The 17,599-nt window shown below is 51.4% G+C and carries 21 protein-coding genes; 20 read left to right on the top strand and 1 reads right to left on the bottom strand.

The features are described 5' to 3' along the window. The first annotated feature begins 3 nt into the window (after positions 1–3). The 12 genes from KZ483_RS18690 (at position 4) to KZ483_RS18635 (ending at position 9,973) form a co-directional block, all read left to right on the top strand. Complete coding sequence (locus KZ483_RS18690; protein WP_220349096.1) at positions 4–1,095, top strand: prephenate dehydrogenase; 1,092 nt, start codon at positions 4–6, stop codon at positions 1,093–1,095. Positions 1,096–1,610: 515 nt separating this feature from the next. Continuing rightward, positions 1,611–2,207 (top strand): RNA polymerase sigma factor, encoded by a 597-nt coding sequence (locus KZ483_RS18685; protein ID WP_220349095.1) that lies wholly within the window; start codon positions 1,611–1,613, stop codon positions 2,205–2,207. Continuing rightward, positions 2,204–2,806 (top strand): anti-sigma factor family protein, encoded by a 603-nt coding sequence (locus KZ483_RS18680; protein ID WP_220349093.1) that lies wholly within the window; start codon positions 2,204–2,206, stop codon positions 2,804–2,806. Before KZ483_RS18685 ends, KZ483_RS18680 begins: the two co-directional genes overlap by 4 nt. An 89-nt stretch (positions 2,807–2,895) precedes the next feature. Then, entirely contained in the window at positions 2,896–3,492 is a 597-nt protein-coding gene (locus KZ483_RS18675) for a histidine phosphatase family protein (RefSeq protein ID WP_220349091.1), read from the top strand. 128 nt (positions 3,493–3,620) lie between these two features. Continuing rightward, positions 3,621–4,832 (top strand): transposase, encoded by a 1,212-nt coding sequence (locus KZ483_RS18670; RefSeq protein WP_220349089.1) that lies wholly within the window; start codon positions 3,621–3,623, stop codon positions 4,830–4,832. A 280-nt stretch (positions 4,833–5,112) separates the two neighbouring features. Further along, complete coding sequence (locus KZ483_RS18665; protein ID WP_220349088.1) at positions 5,113–5,295, top strand: IDEAL domain-containing protein; 183 nt, start codon at positions 5,113–5,115, stop codon at positions 5,293–5,295. Between the two features lie 133 nt (positions 5,296–5,428). After that, positions 5,429–5,854: a DUF2487 family protein gene (locus tag KZ483_RS18660; protein ID WP_220349086.1), complete on the top strand. Its 426-nt coding sequence runs from the start codon at positions 5,429–5,431 to the stop codon at positions 5,852–5,854. Positions 5,855–6,102: 248 nt separating this feature from the next. Continuing rightward, the gene (locus KZ483_RS18655; protein ID WP_220349084.1) at positions 6,103–6,636 is read left to right on the top strand and encodes a Rieske (2Fe-2S) protein; all 534 of its coding nucleotides are present in this window, start codon (positions 6,103–6,105) and stop codon (positions 6,634–6,636) included. Between the two features lie 18 nt (positions 6,637–6,654). Further along, complete coding sequence (gene qcrB, locus KZ483_RS18650; RefSeq protein WP_220349083.1) at positions 6,655–7,326, top strand: menaquinol-cytochrome c reductase cytochrome b subunit; 672 nt, start codon at positions 6,655–6,657, stop codon at positions 7,324–7,326. Positions 7,327–7,348: 22 nt separating this feature from the next. Next, positions 7,349–8,230 (top strand): menaquinol-cytochrome c reductase cytochrome b/c subunit, encoded by an 882-nt coding sequence (locus KZ483_RS18645; RefSeq protein WP_220349081.1) that lies wholly within the window; start codon positions 7,349–7,351, stop codon positions 8,228–8,230. Positions 8,231–8,320: 90 nt separating this feature from the next. Next, positions 8,321–8,989 carry a DUF1405 domain-containing protein gene (locus KZ483_RS18640; RefSeq protein WP_220349079.1) on the top strand — a complete coding sequence of 223 codons (669 nt, stop codon included), beginning with the start codon at positions 8,321–8,323 and terminating at the stop codon, positions 8,987–8,989. A gap of 42 nt (positions 8,990–9,031) precedes the next feature. Next, positions 9,032–9,973 carry a sporulation protein YpjB gene (locus KZ483_RS18635; RefSeq protein WP_220349077.1) on the top strand — a complete coding sequence of 314 codons (942 nt, stop codon included), beginning with the start codon at positions 9,032–9,034 and terminating at the stop codon, positions 9,971–9,973. A gap of 20 nt (positions 9,974–9,993) precedes the next feature. On the opposite strand, the gene KZ483_RS18630 is transcribed toward KZ483_RS18635, so the two are convergent. After that, positions 9,994–10,857 (bottom strand): YitT family protein, encoded by an 864-nt coding sequence (locus KZ483_RS18630; protein ID WP_220349075.1) that lies wholly within the window; start codon positions 10,855–10,857, stop codon positions 9,994–9,996. 152 nt (positions 10,858–11,009) lie between these two features. Here KZ483_RS18630 and KZ483_RS18625 point away from each other — a divergent pair, with 152 nt between their 5' ends. The 8 genes from KZ483_RS18625 (at position 11,010) to KZ483_RS18590 (ending at position 17,584) form a co-directional block, all read left to right on the top strand. Continuing rightward, positions 11,010–11,345 carry a nucleotide pyrophosphohydrolase gene (locus tag KZ483_RS18625; protein WP_220349074.1) on the top strand — a complete coding sequence of 112 codons (336 nt, stop codon included), beginning with the start codon at positions 11,010–11,012 and terminating at the stop codon, positions 11,343–11,345. A 54-nt stretch (positions 11,346–11,399) separates the two neighbouring features. Beyond that, positions 11,400–11,948 (top strand): tetratricopeptide repeat protein, encoded by a 549-nt coding sequence (locus KZ483_RS18620; RefSeq protein WP_220349072.1) that lies wholly within the window; start codon positions 11,400–11,402, stop codon positions 11,946–11,948. Positions 11,949–11,953: 5 nt separating this feature from the next. Beyond that, positions 11,954–12,757, top strand: coding sequence for a 4-hydroxy-tetrahydrodipicolinate reductase (gene dapB, locus KZ483_RS18615; protein WP_220353533.1), 804 nt, complete (start codon positions 11,954–11,956; stop codon positions 12,755–12,757). Between the two features lie 45 nt (positions 12,758–12,802). Then, positions 12,803–13,222 (top strand): methylglyoxal synthase, encoded by a 420-nt coding sequence (locus tag KZ483_RS18610; protein WP_220349071.1) that lies wholly within the window; start codon positions 12,803–12,805, stop codon positions 13,220–13,222. Positions 13,223–13,227: 5 nt separating this feature from the next. Next, the gene (gene bshB1 / locus KZ483_RS18605) at positions 13,228–13,917 is read left to right on the top strand and encodes a bacillithiol biosynthesis deacetylase BshB1 (RefSeq protein ID WP_397376118.1); all 690 of its coding nucleotides are present in this window, start codon (positions 13,228–13,230) and stop codon (positions 13,915–13,917) included. A gap of 65 nt (positions 13,918–13,982) precedes the next feature. Beyond that, complete coding sequence (bshA, locus tag KZ483_RS18600) at positions 13,983–15,143, top strand: N-acetyl-alpha-D-glucosaminyl L-malate synthase BshA (protein ID WP_220349067.1); 1,161 nt, start codon at positions 13,983–13,985, stop codon at positions 15,141–15,143. 74 nt (positions 15,144–15,217) lie between these two features. Further along, on the top strand, positions 15,218–16,600 hold the full coding sequence (locus KZ483_RS18595; protein WP_220349065.1) for a CCA tRNA nucleotidyltransferase: 1,383 nt from the start codon (positions 15,218–15,220) through the stop codon (positions 16,598–16,600). A 9-nt stretch (positions 16,601–16,609) separates the two neighbouring features. After that, a complete protein-coding gene (locus KZ483_RS18590) occupies positions 16,610–17,584 on the top strand; it encodes a biotin--[acetyl-CoA-carboxylase] ligase (protein ID WP_220349063.1) in 975 nt (324 codons plus the stop codon). The last annotated feature ends 15 nt before the right edge of the window (positions 17,585–17,599 follow it).

The following is a 17,599-nucleotide window of genomic DNA, read 5'->3' as shown; positions in this document are numbered from 1 at the left end:
ATTATGACTAAAATCGCGATATTCGGCGTCGGGCTAATCGGCGGTTCGCTCGCGCTTTGCTTCAAGGGCAAGCCGGGGCTAACGGTCGTCGGTCACTCCCCGCGCGAATCATCCGCAGCCAGATACGTCGAGCGTGGCGTTGTCGATTATGCGACAACGTCCATGCGCGACGCGGTGGAAGGCGCGGATTTTATTTTTCTATGCGTACCGGTAGGGAATTTGGAGCAGTATGTTCTTAAACTTAGCGAGATGCAGCTTAAACCTGGATGCATTATAACCGACGTCGGCAGCACGAAGGCTTCCGTCGCTGCGTCCGCCAAAGCGTTTCTTCAGAATAATGTGACGTTTATCGGCGGCCATCCGATGGCGGGAAAGGAACAATCCGGAGTCGAAGCGGCATCCTTGCATCTGTTCGAGAACGCATTCTATGTTCTTACCCCGGACGAATCCACTTCCCAAAACGAGGTGGACAAGCTGTCTGAGCTGTTGAAGCTGACGCGGGCCCATATCGTCCATGTCGAACCGCAAGAACACGACGAGATCGTCGGTGCGATCAGCCATCTTCCGCATATTATTGCTGTTGCCCTTGTTAACCAGATTGGACGGTACAACGAATCCAACCCCCTGTACGGCGTGCTCGCGGCAGGCGGATTCCGGGATATAACCCGCATCGCATCAAGCGAACCCGTCGTATGGCGTGATATACTCGTTAACAACCGCAATGTTCTGCTTAAGCTTCTTAGGGATTGGAACGGAGAAATCGGAAGCTTCATCAGCATGCTTGAGAGGGACGACGGCGAAGGCATCGAGAAGGCTTTCAAGGAGGCGGGCCAATTCCGCGGCCAACTTCCGGAACGGCGTAAAGGCATGATCCAATCCATCTACGAGTGTTATATCGATGTGCCGGATGAACCGGGAGTAATTGGAAAAGTGGCCACGGAGCTCGGCAACAGCCGAATTAATTTGAGCAACATTCATATCATCGAGAGCAGGGAAGACGTCCCCGGCGTACTCCGATTGTCATTCCGTACTCAGGAGGATCTCGATCAGGCAGTGGAAAAATTGGGACAAATAGGTTTTTCTGTACATTTTTAAAAAATCCGAATTTTTTATGAAAACGCTTATTGACAGAATGTAAACGGATACATATAATAAAGGTACAGTATGGTTTCTCTCCACTCCTATCCAATCCACCGCACTTAGTGCGGGACCGCCTTTATAGGCGGTCTTTTTTTTGTGCTTCAATGGAACATAATTCGGTTTTCATCCGTCTAATTAAGAAGGAATCTCCGGTTAGTGGATCATATACGGACCGATGGCTGCGCAATGCTCTTAATTTGGGATTCTACTCTTAAGCGCTTCCAGTAATTTTGCAAAAAATTTATCCATCGATGGCTTACAGTTATGTTACAATAGACGTGTTCATTGTAAAAATGTGGGATACCAAAACATGTCGAAAGAAGCAGGAATTTTGTCGCATTTCACGAATTTAATTCGTATACATAGAGCGTTTGGTTTTTTTCTTTATAACAGCGCAACTTTTTACTCTCGTCTCGGTACAATATTATACCGAAGCGGGATACTCCTATGGCCAAGGAGGGTCGCCCGCAATGACCGATTCCCAGTTAATACGCGAAATTAAAGACGGTAACGTACAGCTCTATTCGGAACTTATGCGGCGATATCAACGTAAAATCCTTGCCTTCATATATCATATGCTCAAGAGCTCGAAGCTGGAGCTCTTGGCGGAAGACTTATGTTCCGAGTCATTTTACAAAGCGTATCGCAGTCTGCATTCGTTCAGGGAAGTCGATGCTTCCTTTTCCACCTGGCTGTACACCATAGCAAGAAATACGGTACTTAGCGAACTGCGTAAACAAAAAACAGGCAATGTCTCACTCGACGAGATCGGCTTCATGCCGACTGCCTCTTTGGATTCCGTTCCGGAGCACCGATTGCTGAGAAGCGAGCGGATGTCTATGGTTCGGGAAGCAATCAACAGTTTGCCGGAGAAACAGCGTTCTGCGCTTATTTTACGGGAATACGACCAGTTGGACTATCAGGAGATTGCCAGCATTCTCGGTCAAACTGTAAGCTCCGTCAAATCCCTGTTATTTCGTGCGCGCAGCAGTGTTAAGGTTCAGCTTGAACCGTATTTCGGCGATTCGCCATTGCTGGAGGAATACGAGGGGATGAAAATGAGATGAATTGCCTCCAAGTTCAACAATCGTTTGGCGTGTACTGGGATTTACCCGAGAACGATATGGAACGAAAGATGGTCGATGAACATCTTCTAACCTGCAGCGCTTGCAGAGAGGAGTTTCAGATATGGGAGGAGAGCGAACAGCTCATCCGCGGTTTCTCCGACAATGTCGAGGAAATCGGACCGGTTGACCACGTCAACCATGAGGTTATGAACCGGATTTATAACGAGCAGTCATGGTTGATGCCCGTGGCGACACGAAGCTACCAATTTACACGGACCTTTCGCCGCAACGTAACTGCGGTAGTCGCCTTCTGCATGGCAATGTTCGTCTGCGGCTTGTTCTATCTGCTTATCGGATATAACGGCTCATCCTCGGCCGATGTTGCCAAGCTGACAGGCATGCTGGAGACCGCCGACGCCACAAGCGACAGTTCCGTAATCGGAGCCGATTTTTATGCGGACGTGCCTGTTGCCAGCATCAGCGATCCGATCGTGCTAAGAGTAGTTCCGACGGTGCCCCAATATTGGGTAGCACTTTCATTGCTCGGCATGATAATGGCGCTGCTTATTCTTAACTGGTTTTCCCGTACTCGTAACTGATGTACCATTCAGCTCCGCTCCAGCATACACTGCTGGAGATTTTTAATTTATGTTATCGTACAATGATCTCTTGAAAGAGGGGACTTTTCTTGCGAATCGGACTTATACGGCACGGTAAAACGGAATGGAACAGGCTTGGCAAAATACAAGGTCAAACGGATATTCCCCTGAATGCTGAAGGCCGCAAACAAGCCGAAGCGCTGGCACAGCGTCTGAGCAGGGAGGAATTACGCTGGGATGCGGTCATTTCCAGTGACTTAAGCAGGGCATATGAAACGGCGCGGATTATTGCCGAAACTCTATCCATTCCGCTCTTGCCTGGTGATACAAGGCTAAGAGAACGCTACTTCGGCGATATTGAGGGGACAACGGAAGAGGAGCGTCTTGCCAAATGGGGAACGGACTGGCGCCGCAGCGAAAGTGGTCAAGAGTCGGACGAATCGGTCCGCGCGCGCGGACTTTCCTTTGTTGAGGAAGCCGCATCTGCCAGGCCGGGCTGCAATCTTCTCGTTGTGACGCACGGAAGCTTACTAGCTCAGCTGCTGAAAGGAATGTGCGACCGACTGGAGGATAAACCGATTCTGAATATGTCATTAACCATTATGGAACGGGCTGGAAAACAGTGGACTTCGCTGCTCCATGGCTGTACGCTTCATCTGGAGCAACCGGTTCATAATCAAAATTAATGATCAAAGCTGCCAGGCCGCATTTGCGGTTCATGCAGCTTTTTTTTATTTTCGGAGGTTATAAATTTCGTCAATGTTCCCATAATGGTAGTAAACCTGTAAGAGGAACCGGGAATGGGGGGCTGAAGATGAATTTGGCGGACATGCTTAGTTATGCGGATATCGGGCAGTTAAGCCGGATTGCAACGACCTACCGCTGCGAGTGCAACGGTAATTCGAAAAATGAGTTGATCCAGTCTATTTTGTCTACGGTTAACCGCAGGGACGTCTTTGAATCGCAGATCAGCTCGATGAAGCTGGAAGATTTGAGGTTCATTAATTCACTGCTGTTCGATCCAAGAGATTCTTTCAGCTTGGAAGAGCTCGTAGCTCGTGTTCAACAAAGTAAGTTTGGCAGTCCGCCAAGCGAGGCCGCAGCCGCTCCTTCAATGATAGTGAAGCAGGAGAAGGCAGCCGCAGCCGTGAAGAAAAGCTCCAAAAGAACAAAGACAGTTAAAGAGCCTGTGCCGGAAAGCGGGCCTAGAGAAACGATTTCCCGGTTTAAACAGTACGGTTGGCTGTTTAACGGCTATTCCGGTCCAAACCGCTATTTATTTCAAGTGCCGGCAGATTTGAAGGAACGTTTCAAGGACACGCTGGAACGAAAGTTCGTGTCGCAGGCCGTGTATGCGAACGATGAACCGCTTGCTTACCGTGACGAACAGCAGCTGCTCGGCGAAGATGTCATGCAGTTTCTCACCTTTGTCTATCATAATGAAATACCGCTTACCTCGGACGGCGTCATGTATAAGCGAAGCGTGCTGCAAATCATGGATCGATTGGGAGTGAAAGAATCCCTTCCCACCCGGGGGGAATGGCGGTTCGGGTACGGGCGGAGAATGAAAGACTATCCGAACAGGATGTCCCTAATCTACGACTATTGCTATTACAACGGCTGGATTTCGGAATCCGATTCTTTGCTGACGTTGACTGATGCGGGAAGGGAACGCCAGGCCTTGCGTTCGCCGGAGCAGCCGGACAAGCTCTACCGGTTCTGGCTGAGGCTGTATAAGGGAGCTATTCCGAATATAAGAGCGATCGTGCATTGGATCGATAAGCTTTCCCATAAATGGGTTAATGCCGATTCGTTAAAGCTTGCTCTAACCCCTTACATAAAGCCGTTCTACTATGACCAACCGGAGACGATACTGGAGCAGCGGATGCTCGGGATGATGATGCATCTCGGCCTGCTTAGGATCGGAGAGCATGCCGAACAGGGACAAGTGATTCGGATGACTCCGCTGGGCCGCTCGATTGTCGCAGGACTCAGCATAGAAGACGATGCGATCATTTTGAGCTGAAGACCGGGCTTGCTGGGTTATGGCACATTCGTCGGCAGCAGGGCCATCGTCACTGACGGCGATGGCTGCGATGAATATGCTTTAATAGAGCCGGTTCGCTCGTATGTTGAAACAACGTGCAGAGTTCCCCCACCTATATGCTTTCACTTGGATCGCCTGCTAAAGTCGCCTGAAGATCGGACAGAAGACAATTGGCAACGTATGAGACGGACGATGGAAAGCTTGATGGCGAAATGAATGAATATAGGATCTCTTAGACATGGTGTTGGAGGTGTATCCTATGGACAAAATGAAAGTAACTTACGAAGCGATGCTCGGACTTGCCGCCGAGATGGTGCTTGACGACGCCGTACTTAAATTCCGCACGGATCGCTTGTACCAGGAAATCGATAACGCTCTTGCCTCAGGGGACAAGGATACGTTCCGTCGTTTGACTGAAGAACTGAAAATGCTGCATGCCTGAACGATGGCGTGAGTTCCCGCTTTAATAGGCCTGCTGCGGCACGGATAAATATCCGTCAGCTGCGGCGGGCCGTTTTTTTGTCGGAAGGAATGTGATAGGATAATAGGATAGAGAAACAAGGAATGGTGAAACGATGAAATTCAGCGAACTAACCCCGGAACAGTGGGCGGAACTTCAGCCTTATTTGGATACGGCGGTACTTCCGGTTACGGGAATGTCGGGTTCTGAAATGCCTTATGAAGCAACCGAAGCGCTCGAGAGGCTGCGCGATGTGCTCGATTTGATCGAGGTCCCGTTCAAGGGCAGGGTCGTTACATACCCGGCATGTCATTATGGAGAATGGAGCGAAGAAACCGTAGAACAAGTCGCCAAGCTGTGCACGAATTTAAAGCTGCGCGCTGGATTCAGGTACGTCGTCATTGCGACCGCTTCTGCCGCACCGGAAAAGGCAGTCAAGGAGACTGGAGCGGATGTGGTTATCGGTCCCGACCTCGAAGGCTGCTTGCCGAGCTCATCATCCGTTGGAGATTCGATTCGACGTCTATGGCTCGGCCGCTAGATCCGAATGATTCCGCCGTATTGCATAAGCAGACACCGGTTTGGGAAAAACAAATGCCAGAGAAGGCCAATTGTGACAAAATGATAACAAATTATAGACTGGATTTTGTTCGGTTATGCAAATTGCCTGCCATATTCTTGACGCTCTAAAGCACCTAGGCTATTATAGGTAATGTCCTAGTTCGTCGTACGTTTTGCCTTCTCCGGCAGAACGCAAGATATGGCTCAGCAAAGGGGGTAGAACAGTAGATGAGTGACCACGAACATCAAGAAACCGCGCATCGGTCGGTAAAACGCAGCGGGATGTCCAGGCGTCAATTTTTGTCGTATACGCTCGGCGGCGCCGGCGCGTTCATGGGTGCGGGAATGATACTCCCGATGGTGCGATTCGCGGTTGATCCGATTTTACAGAAAAAAGCGGGCGGCACGTGGATTAAAGTCGTCGAGGCAAACAAAATAACCAATGAACCGCAAGAATTCAAATTTCAAATTCACCAGGTTGACGGTTGGTATATCAGTGACCCCGAATTGACCGCGTGGATCTCCAAAGATCAGCAGGGCAAACCGTTTGCGCTTTCACCGATTTGCAAACATTTGGGGTGTACGATTGCATGGAACACAGAGAAAAACAACGAGTATGTTTGTCCATGTCATAACGCGCACTATACCCAGGAAGGTAAGAACCTGGTCGTTGCGCCGAAGCCGCTGGACGAATACCAGTTGAAGATCGAGAACGATTGGATTTATCTCGGGCCGATCATTCCGAATACACGTTTCAAATAAAGGAGGGCGTAAGCTCAGATGTTAAAAGGTATGTACAACTGGATTGACGAACGTCTTGATATTACGCCGATGTGGAGGGACGTGGCGGACCATGAGGTACCGGAGCACGTTAACCCTGCGCATCATTTCTCCGCGTTCGTGTATTGCTTTGGCGGACTGACGTTTTTCATTACGGTCATTCAAATTTTATCCGGTATGTTTCTTACGATGTATTTCGTGCCGGATATCATTAACGCTTACAAGAGCGTCGACTATCTTCAGCACAAAGTGGCGTTCGGCGGAATCGTCCGCGGTATGCACCACTGGGGAGCGAGTCTTGTAATCGTGATGATGTTCCTGCATACGCTTCGCGTCTTCTTCACGGGATCTTATAAAGCGCCCCGTGAAATGAACTGGGTCGTCGGCATGCTCATTTTCTTCATCATGCTAGGCCTCGGCTTCACCGGCTACCTTCTGCCGTGGGATAACAAAGCGTATTTTGCGACAAAGGTCGGTATCCAGATTGCCGAATCTGTACCGTATATCGGTACATATATTAAAGAATTGATGCAAGGCGGAGAAATCGTCGGCGCTGAAACGTTAACGCGATTTTTCGCCATACACGTATTCTTCTTGCCAGGCGCGCTCCTTGCGCTTCTAGCGGCGCACTTCTTTATGATCCGAAAGCAAGGCATTTCGGGACCACTATAAGCGGAAGGGAGGCATTTTGCGAATGGCACATGGCCACAAATCGAACGAGAAAGTAGTGTTCGTCGGCGACTCGCGGGTTCGTAAGCGTACGGCCACAGGCCCAAGCGTTCCGCCGGATTATTCTGCATACCCGGGGAAATCGGAAGCTTTCATCCCAAACTTCCTGCTCAAGGAATGGATGGTAGGTGTTGTCGTACTCGTCGGTTTCCTTATCCTAACCATTGCGGAACCGGCGCCGCTCGGCTATCCGGCAGATCCGACTAACGCCGCGTTTATACCGATGCCGGACTGGTACTTCCTGTTCCTGTATCAATTTCTGAAATTGCAATATGTATCCGGCCAATATGTCGTTCTCGGCACGGTAGGCGTTCCAGGCGTCGCTTTCGGCGCGCTGCTGCTTGCTCCGTTCCTTGATACGGGCAAGGAACGCCGTTTCTACAAGCGTCCGATTACAACAACTTTAATGATATTGTCGCTTATCTCGGTCGTCTATTTAACGAAGCAGTCGTGGGATCACTACCAGCATGAGCTGTCGCTGACCAATACGATTCCAGAGCATATTGAACGTGAAGAGAAGGCCCGTGAAGCTGCGGCGAAAGGGCAGGAGCCCGGTCAAGCGCAGGAGGAAGCGAAAAGCATTCCGTTAGTCGATAAAGACGATCCCGCTGTTGAAATTACCAAGAAAGCCCAGTGTGTATCTTGTCATGGCGCAGATCTTAACGGTAATGAAGGAGCAAGAGTTCCATCCCTTCACGGCATTGGAGATCTTTTAACGAAAGAGGAGCTCGTCGATATCGTGACCAACGGTAAAGGCGGAGGTAAAATGCCTGCTTTCAAAGATACGCTCAGCGCAGACGAAATTGATAAATTAGCAACCTGGCTTGCGAAGCAGAAGAAAGCCTGATTACTTAAAGAAGAGCAAAAAACCTGATCGTTAATTCGATCAGGTTTTTTTGAATCATCTGCCCGGATATTTTCCCTGTTTCGTTCTTGTATGATCAATCCTCATGATGAAAGGGTGGCCTTCTTGCCGTCAATCTCGTTTTTTTGGAGCCGGTCATTTTTGACAAGCCGTATAATGCTCTGGACGCTGCTTCTCGTCAATACGGGCGGGACCGTTTACGGCTATATCTGGTATGGTAATCAAATAGAATATACGATTAGCAACCACCCGCTTTGGCAGGTCATCTTTGTGCCGGACAGTCCCACGGCCAGTCTCTTTTTTACCCTATCATTGTTATTTCTGCTGTTTCCTGCAGCTGGAAAGCCTTCGGCCGCTTATATCGCGCTGCGCTCCATCATTGAAGCCTTGGCTGTCGTAACGTCGATAAAGTACGGGATATGGGCGGTTTCAATGATTGTGGCAGGCGGTGCACAGGGGGATCCGCTCGTATGGCAGGATTATATGCTTATGGTGTCCCATCTCGGTATGGCAATTGAAGCGCTGTTGTTCGTGAGGTTTATGATATTCGGGCGAACTGCCGCCGTTATAGCCTTGATTTGGCTGCTTGCAAACGATACGGTCGATTACACGTTTAATGTTTTCCCATGGCTACCTAAGGTGTTGAACGACGAATTGGGAGCAATCCGGACATTTACGATTGGATTGTCGATTTTCAGTCTGCTCGTAACGAATCTGGCGATGAAATTTCGAAAGGTCTAATATTGGACATCCCCCCATACAGTGGTAATGGAGGGGATGATCGTGAGAACGTCATCGATGTTGTGGCTATTATTGTTCTTGGCCGTGCTCATAATCGCTGCTTCGGGCTGCGGCGGCAAGCAGACGACGGATCTGACCGGCGGGAGGCTCGAGGAACCTGTCGCAGCCGCCGGTCCTAACACGCTGCCGGAAGGAACAATGAGACTTGGTAAATTATCGGAGCAGTTATACGCAGCTGCTAACAGCGGTAACCGGCAGCTCGCTTATTCGCTTGCCGCCCGCTTGGAGAAGCAGGCGGAGTCGCCGGATATTCGGAAGCTTGGGACTGCTGAAGGCTGGGAGGCATTTGACCGAAGTCTGATCGAGGCTAGACAGCTGCTGTCACGACAGGGGGCAAGCTTGCAATGGTACGGACAAGCTGCACGGTTAAAACTGGCGGCGGATGCTCTGATCGGGCCGGGTGCCCCGCTGTGGCTTCAATATGAGGATGTCCTTCACGACGACTGGAACAGAATGCGGCAAGCGTGGCACTCGCAAAACGGGAACCATGCGGCATCTGCTTTGGAAGCGATAAAGATTTACAGCGAGCATGTGCAGAGGTTTGAGTTAGCCGCCTTAATGCAGAGACCCGCTATACTCGTTACATCACTGCAGGAGCAAATTCGGTATACCGAACGGATACTTGAATCGTCTCGGCGGGCAGACGGAAATTCCGAGGCGGTCATTGCCGCTTTTGACTCGCTTAACCAAGCTGCCAACCGCTTATTCGGCAGGATGAATGATGTGGAAACAATCATTGGGCCTGCAGGGGGCATCACCCGGAATACAGGCGGAACAATCGGTGAGCAGATGGCCGTACTGTTCATTTCGGCGTTCGTTATGAGCATCCTCGGTTTTGCCGGCTGGCGGAAGTACGCTTACGAGCGGCATCATGGCGTGTCTGCGGTGCCGAAAAAAATCGATGAAGGGAAGAGATTCCTCTGAACGCCGCTCCCTCATCGGAATTACTCTTCTTTAAATCCTTCGCCAAGCACATCGTGAACGTCCGATATAACGATAAAAGCAAGCGGGTCGATACTGCGCACGATCGTCTTAAGCCTCCCCATTTCATGACGGGCGACGACACAGTATACGACCTGTTTTTGTTTGCCCGAAAAAGCTCCTTTAGCGGGAAAAAGCGTGATTCCGCGATCCATTTCTTTGGAAATCAGCGACGCCATATACTCGCCGTCGTCTGTGAAAATGGAGAAAGCTTTGGCGGCGTACGCCCCCTCCTGGATAAAATCAATTACCCTCGAAGCAATAAAAACGGCAACGAGCGTATACAGAACTTTTTCTTTCGATATATACAAGAGCGAGGAGCCGATTATAACGGCGTCCAGCGTCAAAATAATTTGCCCCATGCTCCAGCCTCTCATTTTCGACACTATTCTTGCCACGATATCGGCCCCGCCGGTTGTGCCGCCGAACCGAAACACGATGCCGAGACCGAGGCCGAGCGTTACACCTGCGTACAGAGCGGCAAGTATGTAATCATTTGAAGTCCGAAAAGGAATAATCCAGCCTAATTTGATGAGCCTTTCCATCAATGCGAGAAAGATGGAGAGCGAAACCGTTCCGAAAATGGAATAACCGATCTGAGTCCGGCCCAGAATTCGCCATCCGATCAGGAAAAGCGGTATATTCAGCACAAGCGTGGAGACGGACAAGGGCCAGCCGAGAGCGTAATTAAGCAGAATCGCAATGCCTGTTACGCCGCCTTCCATTAACTCGTTCGGTATTATGAAATAATTCAGTCCAAACGCATAGATTGCCGTTCCCAGCATGACAAGGGGCAAGGTCCGCAGCAGCGCCGGCAGTCGTTTCATCAAGGTAAAGTTCAACTCCTCTATTCTGGCACCGGATGGACATATCTCACCTTATTATGGCTCTTTTTAAGGCGAATCAAAAGCATTGTTTTCAATGGCGCTTTGCGATAACATATGGAGAGTACAATGGAGGACAGAAAGGAAAGAGAGCGATGTCTGAAAAATCTCTTGCCGATATTCAGCGGGAGGTTGACCAATATATCTCGCAATTTAAGGAGGGCTATTTCAGCCCATTGTCCATGCTGGCGCGGATGAGCGAAGAAGTCGGCGAGCTGGCCCGCGAGGTCAACCATCAATTCGGCGAGAAGCCTAAAAAAGCGGACGAAGCCGAGAACTCCATTGAAATGGAGCTTGGCGACATTTTATTTATTGTCGTATGCTTTGCGAATTCGCTGGGCATTGATCTTGCCGAAGCGCATGACCGTGTGATGAATAAATTCAATACGCGGGACGCGAACAGGTGGACGCGAAAAAACGTCGAACCGTAATCGGGGTCCGTACATATGCTGTACCATCAACCTGTGTACAAGGAGGATGGGCGGATGGACGGAGAGAGCAGTGTGAAAAAAGCTTACGAAGCCATCCTTGGCGGCGATTTCGAGCAAGCCATTGCGCGTTTCGAAGAGGCGATTGCGCTCGAGCCTGCCAACTCGGCGGCTTATTACAAATGTTCGATTACATGCGCAAGAAGCGGGAAATGGCAAAAAGCGGTGTTTTATGCGGAGAAAGCCGTAGAGCTCGATCCTGGACAGGAAGAATATCGTTTCCACTTGCAGACGGTTCAGTCGAAACAGCTGACTATCGAGGCAGAGGCCTGTTTGGCGCATAATCCAGCGGAGACCGAGAACGCGCTTGAAATGCTGCTGGAAGCCTCGCGGCTCGATCCGTTGAACATGGAGGCGCTGCTGCTTCTTGGAGCCGCATATGCGTCTTTGAACCGTTACGAGGAAGCTGCCGTTCACGCGCGGGAGGCAACAAGGCTGAATCCCGAGCACTCCGCAGCACGCCGGTTATTGGCTGATGTCAATCGTAAAAGGCGTGCGGTTCAGGCTTACGGCGGCAAACGAAGAATACAAAAAAGGAACAGGTGACTATATTGACGGAATTGATTAAAGTAGTGGTAACGGGAGCAGCCGGCCGGATGGGCCGGGAGGTTGTGAAAATGGTACTACAGGACGAACAGATGCAACTTGCGGCTGCCGTTGGTCCTTCCTCAGGTCCGGTCGATGCGGGAACGCTCGTCGGACTTGAGCCTTGCGGCGTACTTGTCACGCCGGATCTGGAGACGGCGCTGTCAAACGCGAAAGCGGATGTTCTTGTCGATTTCACAGTACCCCATGCCGCTTATGGAAATACGACTGCGGCAATTATGCATGGCGTTCGTCCGGTTATCGGGACAACGGGAATTACCCCGGAACAAATAGAAGAGCTGGACAAGCTGTGTCAAAGCCGCGGCATAGGCGGCCTTATTGCGCCCAATTTCTCGATCGGCGCGATTCTGATGATGAAATTTGCCGCACAGGCTTCCAAATACTTGCCTCATGTCGAAATTATCGAATACCACGGAGATCAAAAGCTGGATGCCCCTTCCGGGACATCCGTCAAAACGGCGGAGCTTATTTCCGAGGTGCGGGAAGAATTGCGTCAGGGGAACCCTCAGGAAAAAGAGACGATCGAAGGATCGCGCGGCGGCTATTATAATGGGTTTCGCATACATAGCGTCCGTTTGCCGGGCGTGTTCGCCCAGCAGGAAGTGATCTTCGGCGGCTTCGGCCAAACACTCAAAATCCGTCATGATTCCTATGACCGTGCCGGTTATATGCCGGGCGTCAGCGTTGCGGTCAAGAAAGTCATGACTTATACGGGCCTTATCTATGGATTCGAGCATTTAATGGATTAACATGCATGCCAGTCTTCTTTAATTCGAGAGAGGAGAACGACAAGAATGAACATTGCGTTTATAGCGCACGATCGGAAAAAAGAAGAGATGGTAAACTTTGTAATTGCCTATGAATATGTGTTTCAGGGCCATACGCTTTATTCCACAGGCACAACGGGAACGCGGATCATGGAACAAACAAGCTTATCCATCCACCGCTTTATGTCGGGGCCGCTCGGCGGAGACCAGCAGATCGGGGCGCTCGTCGCTCAGAATGAAATGGACTTGATTATTTTCCTGCGCGATCCGCTTATGGCGCAGCCCCACGAACCCGATATCATCGCCCTGCTCAGGCTTTGCGATGTGCAGGGCATTCCGGTCGCTACAAACGTAGCCACCGGCGAGCTGCTGGTCAGAGCGCTGCAGCGGGGGGATTTCGCCTGGCGCGAGCTGGTACATAAATATAAACCGGGAGTACAGGAGTAATGGCGATGACGGATATCCTTGCTTTCGGTGCCCATCCCGACGATGTAGAGATCGGAATGGGCGGTACGCTGGCAAAACACTCGCATGCAGGCTATCGCACAGCGATCTGCGATTTGACTGGGGCCGAGATGTCTTCGAACGGCACCGTGGAAACGAGGCGGCAGGAAGCTGCCGAAGCGTCCGCGGTGCTTGGTTTATCCGGCCGTTCCAATCTGGGGCTTCCCGATCGCGGTCTTACAGGCTCTGCGGAGCAGATTGAGACGGTCGTTCGGGAAATCCGCCGCCTTCATCCGCGGATTGTATTTGCTCCCTATTGGGTTGACCGGCATCCCGATCATATTGATTGCAGCCGCCTGGTGGAAGCTGCGGTGTTCAACGCCAAGCTTCGCAATTACTTGCCGGAGCTGCCGCCGGTTGCGGTAGAGCAGCTGTATTTCTATTTTATCAATGACAGCAGCGAGGTATCGCTTATCGTAGATATTAGCGAGCATTATGAGCAAAAGCTGAACGCGCTCCGTGCATACCGTTCCCAGTTCGCCCCTGTGGGCCAAGGAGAGAACCGGGTGAGCACGCCGCTTACCGACCGTTATATCGAGCGCGTGGAAGCGCGCGATTTGCTGCTGGGCCAAACTCGCGGGTGGGCATTCGCCGAAGGATTTGCCATAAAGCGACCACATAGGGTAAGTTTATTCTAGTAGGCAGGTTCGGTGTGCTAGCGGCATATATTTGTCAAAACGCTGTACAACTGGGGGTGTAATTCATGGTAAGACGGTTGAAAATCGGTATCACCTGCTACCCGACATTGGGCGGTTCCGGCGTTGTAGCGACGGAGCTGGGGAAGCTGCTTGCGGAGAAAGGCCACGAGATTCATTTCATAACTCACAGTATGCCCTTCCGCCTCGGCCAATTTCATAAAAACATCTTCTATCACGAGGTAGAAGTGAACGATTATTACGTTTTCCGTTATCCGCCTTATGATTTATCGTTGGCCAGCAAAATGGCACAGGTAGCCAAAATGCAGAAGCTTGACCTGCTTCACGTGCATTATGCGGTTCCGCATGCCATCTGCGCACACCTGGCAAAGGAAATGATCGGGGACGGTTTGCGGACGGTAACAACATTGCACGGTACCGATATTACGGTGCTCGCGCAGGATGAAACGCTGAAAGACCTGATCCGTCTTGCCATTAACAGGAGCGATGCCGTTACCGCCGTCTCTAACGATTTGATCAAGGAAACGCGGGAGCTGCTGGAAATCGACCGGGAGATCGATTTAACGTATAACTTTGTTGATAAAAGAGTATATTACCCGCGGGATTGCGCCTCGCTGAAATGCGACTTTGTAGGCAAGGACGAGAAAATTTTAATGCACATTTCCAACTTCAGACCGGTGAAACGGGTCGGCGACGTCGTGGACGTCTTCGCGAAAGTGTCGGCGGAGGTGCCAAGCCGACTGCTGCTTGTCGGAGAAGGACCGGATCTTCCAAAGGTGCAGCATAAAATCCGCGAATTGGGTCTTGAGGACCGGGTGCATTTTCTCGGTAAGCAGGACGATGTGGCGCATGTCATATCGATAGCCGACTTGATGCTGCTCCCGTCCGAGAAGGAAAGCTTCGGGCTTGTGGCACTCGAAGCGATGGCATGCGGCGTTCCGACAATCGGTTCGTTCGCAGGCGGTATACCTGAGCTGGTCGCACATGGCGAGACCGGCTACCTCTCTCCGATCGGCGATACGGAAGATATGGCCGCTAACGCGATACGGCTCCTTCAAGACGAGCGTCTCTACCGCCAATTCAGAGAGGCCTGCATCTACCGGGCGCACACCCAGTTTTGCAACGATCTTATTACTGCCGAATACGAACGCATTTACTATAGAGTCCTTGGTATCGAGGCGGAAATTCCGCTTCCGGTATGTGAATAACGATACGGTTATGGGGCACGCGGCATCTGAGCGGTATAACCAAAGTATTCGGACGAAGGGAGCGGGGAGAAGCGATGCTTTTAAATAAGGCGCTGACTGATGCGCTCCCTGTGCTCCAGCTGCTGGAACAGCATGGATACGAAGCGGTTTTTGTCGGCGGCTGCGTCCGCGATACCGTTATGGAAAGGGCGCTGAAGGACGTGGATATCGCCACATCCGCTCCGCCCGATCAGGTTGTGACGATTTTCCCGCATACGATTCCGACCGGATTGAAGCACGGAACGGTAACCGTCATTTATGAGGGGCGGACATACGAAGTGACGACTTATCGCACGGAGTCCGCATATGAGAATTTTCGCAGGCCAGTCAAGGTCGAATATGTTTCCGATCTGGAATCAGACCTGCTCCGGCGGGATTTTACAATCAACGCTATGGCGATGCGTGCGGACGGATCGATCATCGATCCGTTCGGGGGCCAAGAGGACCTTACCCGGGGTATACTGCGCTGTGTAGGCGATGCGGATGCAAGGTTCCAGGAGGATGCGCTTCGGATGGTGCGGGCGGTCAGGTTTGCTGCCGAGTTTCGGATGCGGATCAGCATCGGTACGTGGAGAGCTTTGAGGCGCCATCAAGGACTGCTTGCGCACGTGGCAATGGAGCGGATCGGTTCGGAATTCGACAAAATGATAAGCGGAGCCAATCCGCAGCGGGCCGCGGCGTGGATGGCAGCAAGCGGACTGCTGAAGCATACGAAGCAGCCGCTGCCGGATGCGCTGGTCCGTACAGCAGACAGGAAGCGGAAGAAGATGCGCTGCAGAACAGCAGCATGTAAGCGTCCGGACGTATCGGGTGTGGAAGGCATAGCCGGTTTGAGCGACACCGACGAGCGCTGGGCGGCTCTATGTCTTGCGATAGGCATGACGCACGAAGAATCGGGAGAATTGTTCGATATTATCCGCTTCTCCTCCGCCCGCTCCAACCGCCTCCAGTCGGTGATCAGGCTCCACAATCATATGGGCAGGCCGGTTATCGCCAGCTTGAAGCGCGGAAATGTGGAGGATGGACAGCTTCATAGAGACTGGATTAACGTTATTTTGCAAGAAGGAAAGTCTTCCTCAGCTTCATGGCTGCGCATCATGTACGCTGTTCCATTCTTACTTGATCTTGCGGCAATGGAGATGGAGAAGGAATATGTACCTGTTGATGGGCAGCTGTCGGCTCTGTTAGACAAACTGTCGGATGAGCTTCAGTCAGTCCAGGCAGCGTCGCTCAAAGAGCTTGCGATTAGCGGCGCGGATGTGCTGCGGCTGCTGCGCAAACCGGCGGGACCATGGCTCGGGCAGCTTCTTTGCGACATTCTCCGCGCTGTTGCGTTCGGCGACTTGCCCAATGACAGAAATCGTTTACTGCAAATTGTGTCCGACCGGCGTAAGTGCGGCGGATCCGGTACATTCTAAGGAGTCCATATGAATAAACGTATTATTGAACTGCTGGAGCAGCATGAAGGCAGCTATCTTTCCGGTGAAGCGCTCAGTAAGGACCTCAAAGTAAGCCGTACGGCAGTATGGAAGCAAATCAAAAAACTGGAATCGCTCGGCTACACGATCGAAGCGTCCCGCAGATTGGGCTATCGCCTGGCCGGTAAGCCGTCGAGGCTTATACTGCCGGAGCTTCTGGACAAGCTGCGCGATACATCCTTCATTCAGTCCGTCAAGCTGCTCGATACGGTAGATTCGACGCAAAATATTGCGCAGCGCCTTGCCGAAGAAGGAGCTCCCGAAGGAACGCTCGTAATTGCCGAGCAGCAGACAAGCGGTCGGGGCAGGTTGGGTCGAAGCTGGGTTTCGCCTATGGGCAAAGGCGTATGGATGAGCTTGGTGCTTCGTCCGGACATACCGCTGCAGTTTGCTTCGCAGCTGACGCTGCTGACGGCGGTTGCTTTGTGCCGCGGATTAAAATCGTTGGCACCTTTGGAAATCGGCATCAAATGGCCGAATGATTTGCTGATTGGCGGCAAAAAAATCAGCGGTATTTTATTGGAGTCTACCGCCGAGGAAGACAGGCTGCGATATGTGATAGCAGGAATCGGAATAAGCGTTAACCTTGAGGATGAAGACTATCCTGCCGAGCTGCGGGGAGCCGCCACTTCGCTTAGGATCGTTCTTGGCCATCCTGTAGACCGGGCCGAGGTTATCGCCGCTTTCGTCAGTCAATTCGAGCAGCTGTACGCCGCTTACCGGCAGAGCGGATTTGCACCCATTCAGACATTATGGGAAGCGTTATCGGTGACGTTGCATAAACCTGCAAAGCTCATAACGCCAGGCGGAACGATTGAAGGAACGCCTATCGGGTTGGACGAGAGAGGAGCGCTTCTCGTTGAGCAGAGTGACGGAATTATCGTTCCCGTATTCTCCGCCGAGATGGGAGTTCCGTCGGAATAAGCGTTCATAGACGGA

This window comes from Paenibacillus sp. sptzw28, from assembly GCF_019550795.1.
GTDB lineage: Bacteria > Bacillota > Bacilli > Paenibacillales > Paenibacillaceae > Paenibacillus_Z.
The sequence above is the reverse complement of the archived record's forward strand: the minus strand, read 5'-3'. Positions and strand labels throughout refer to the sequence as shown.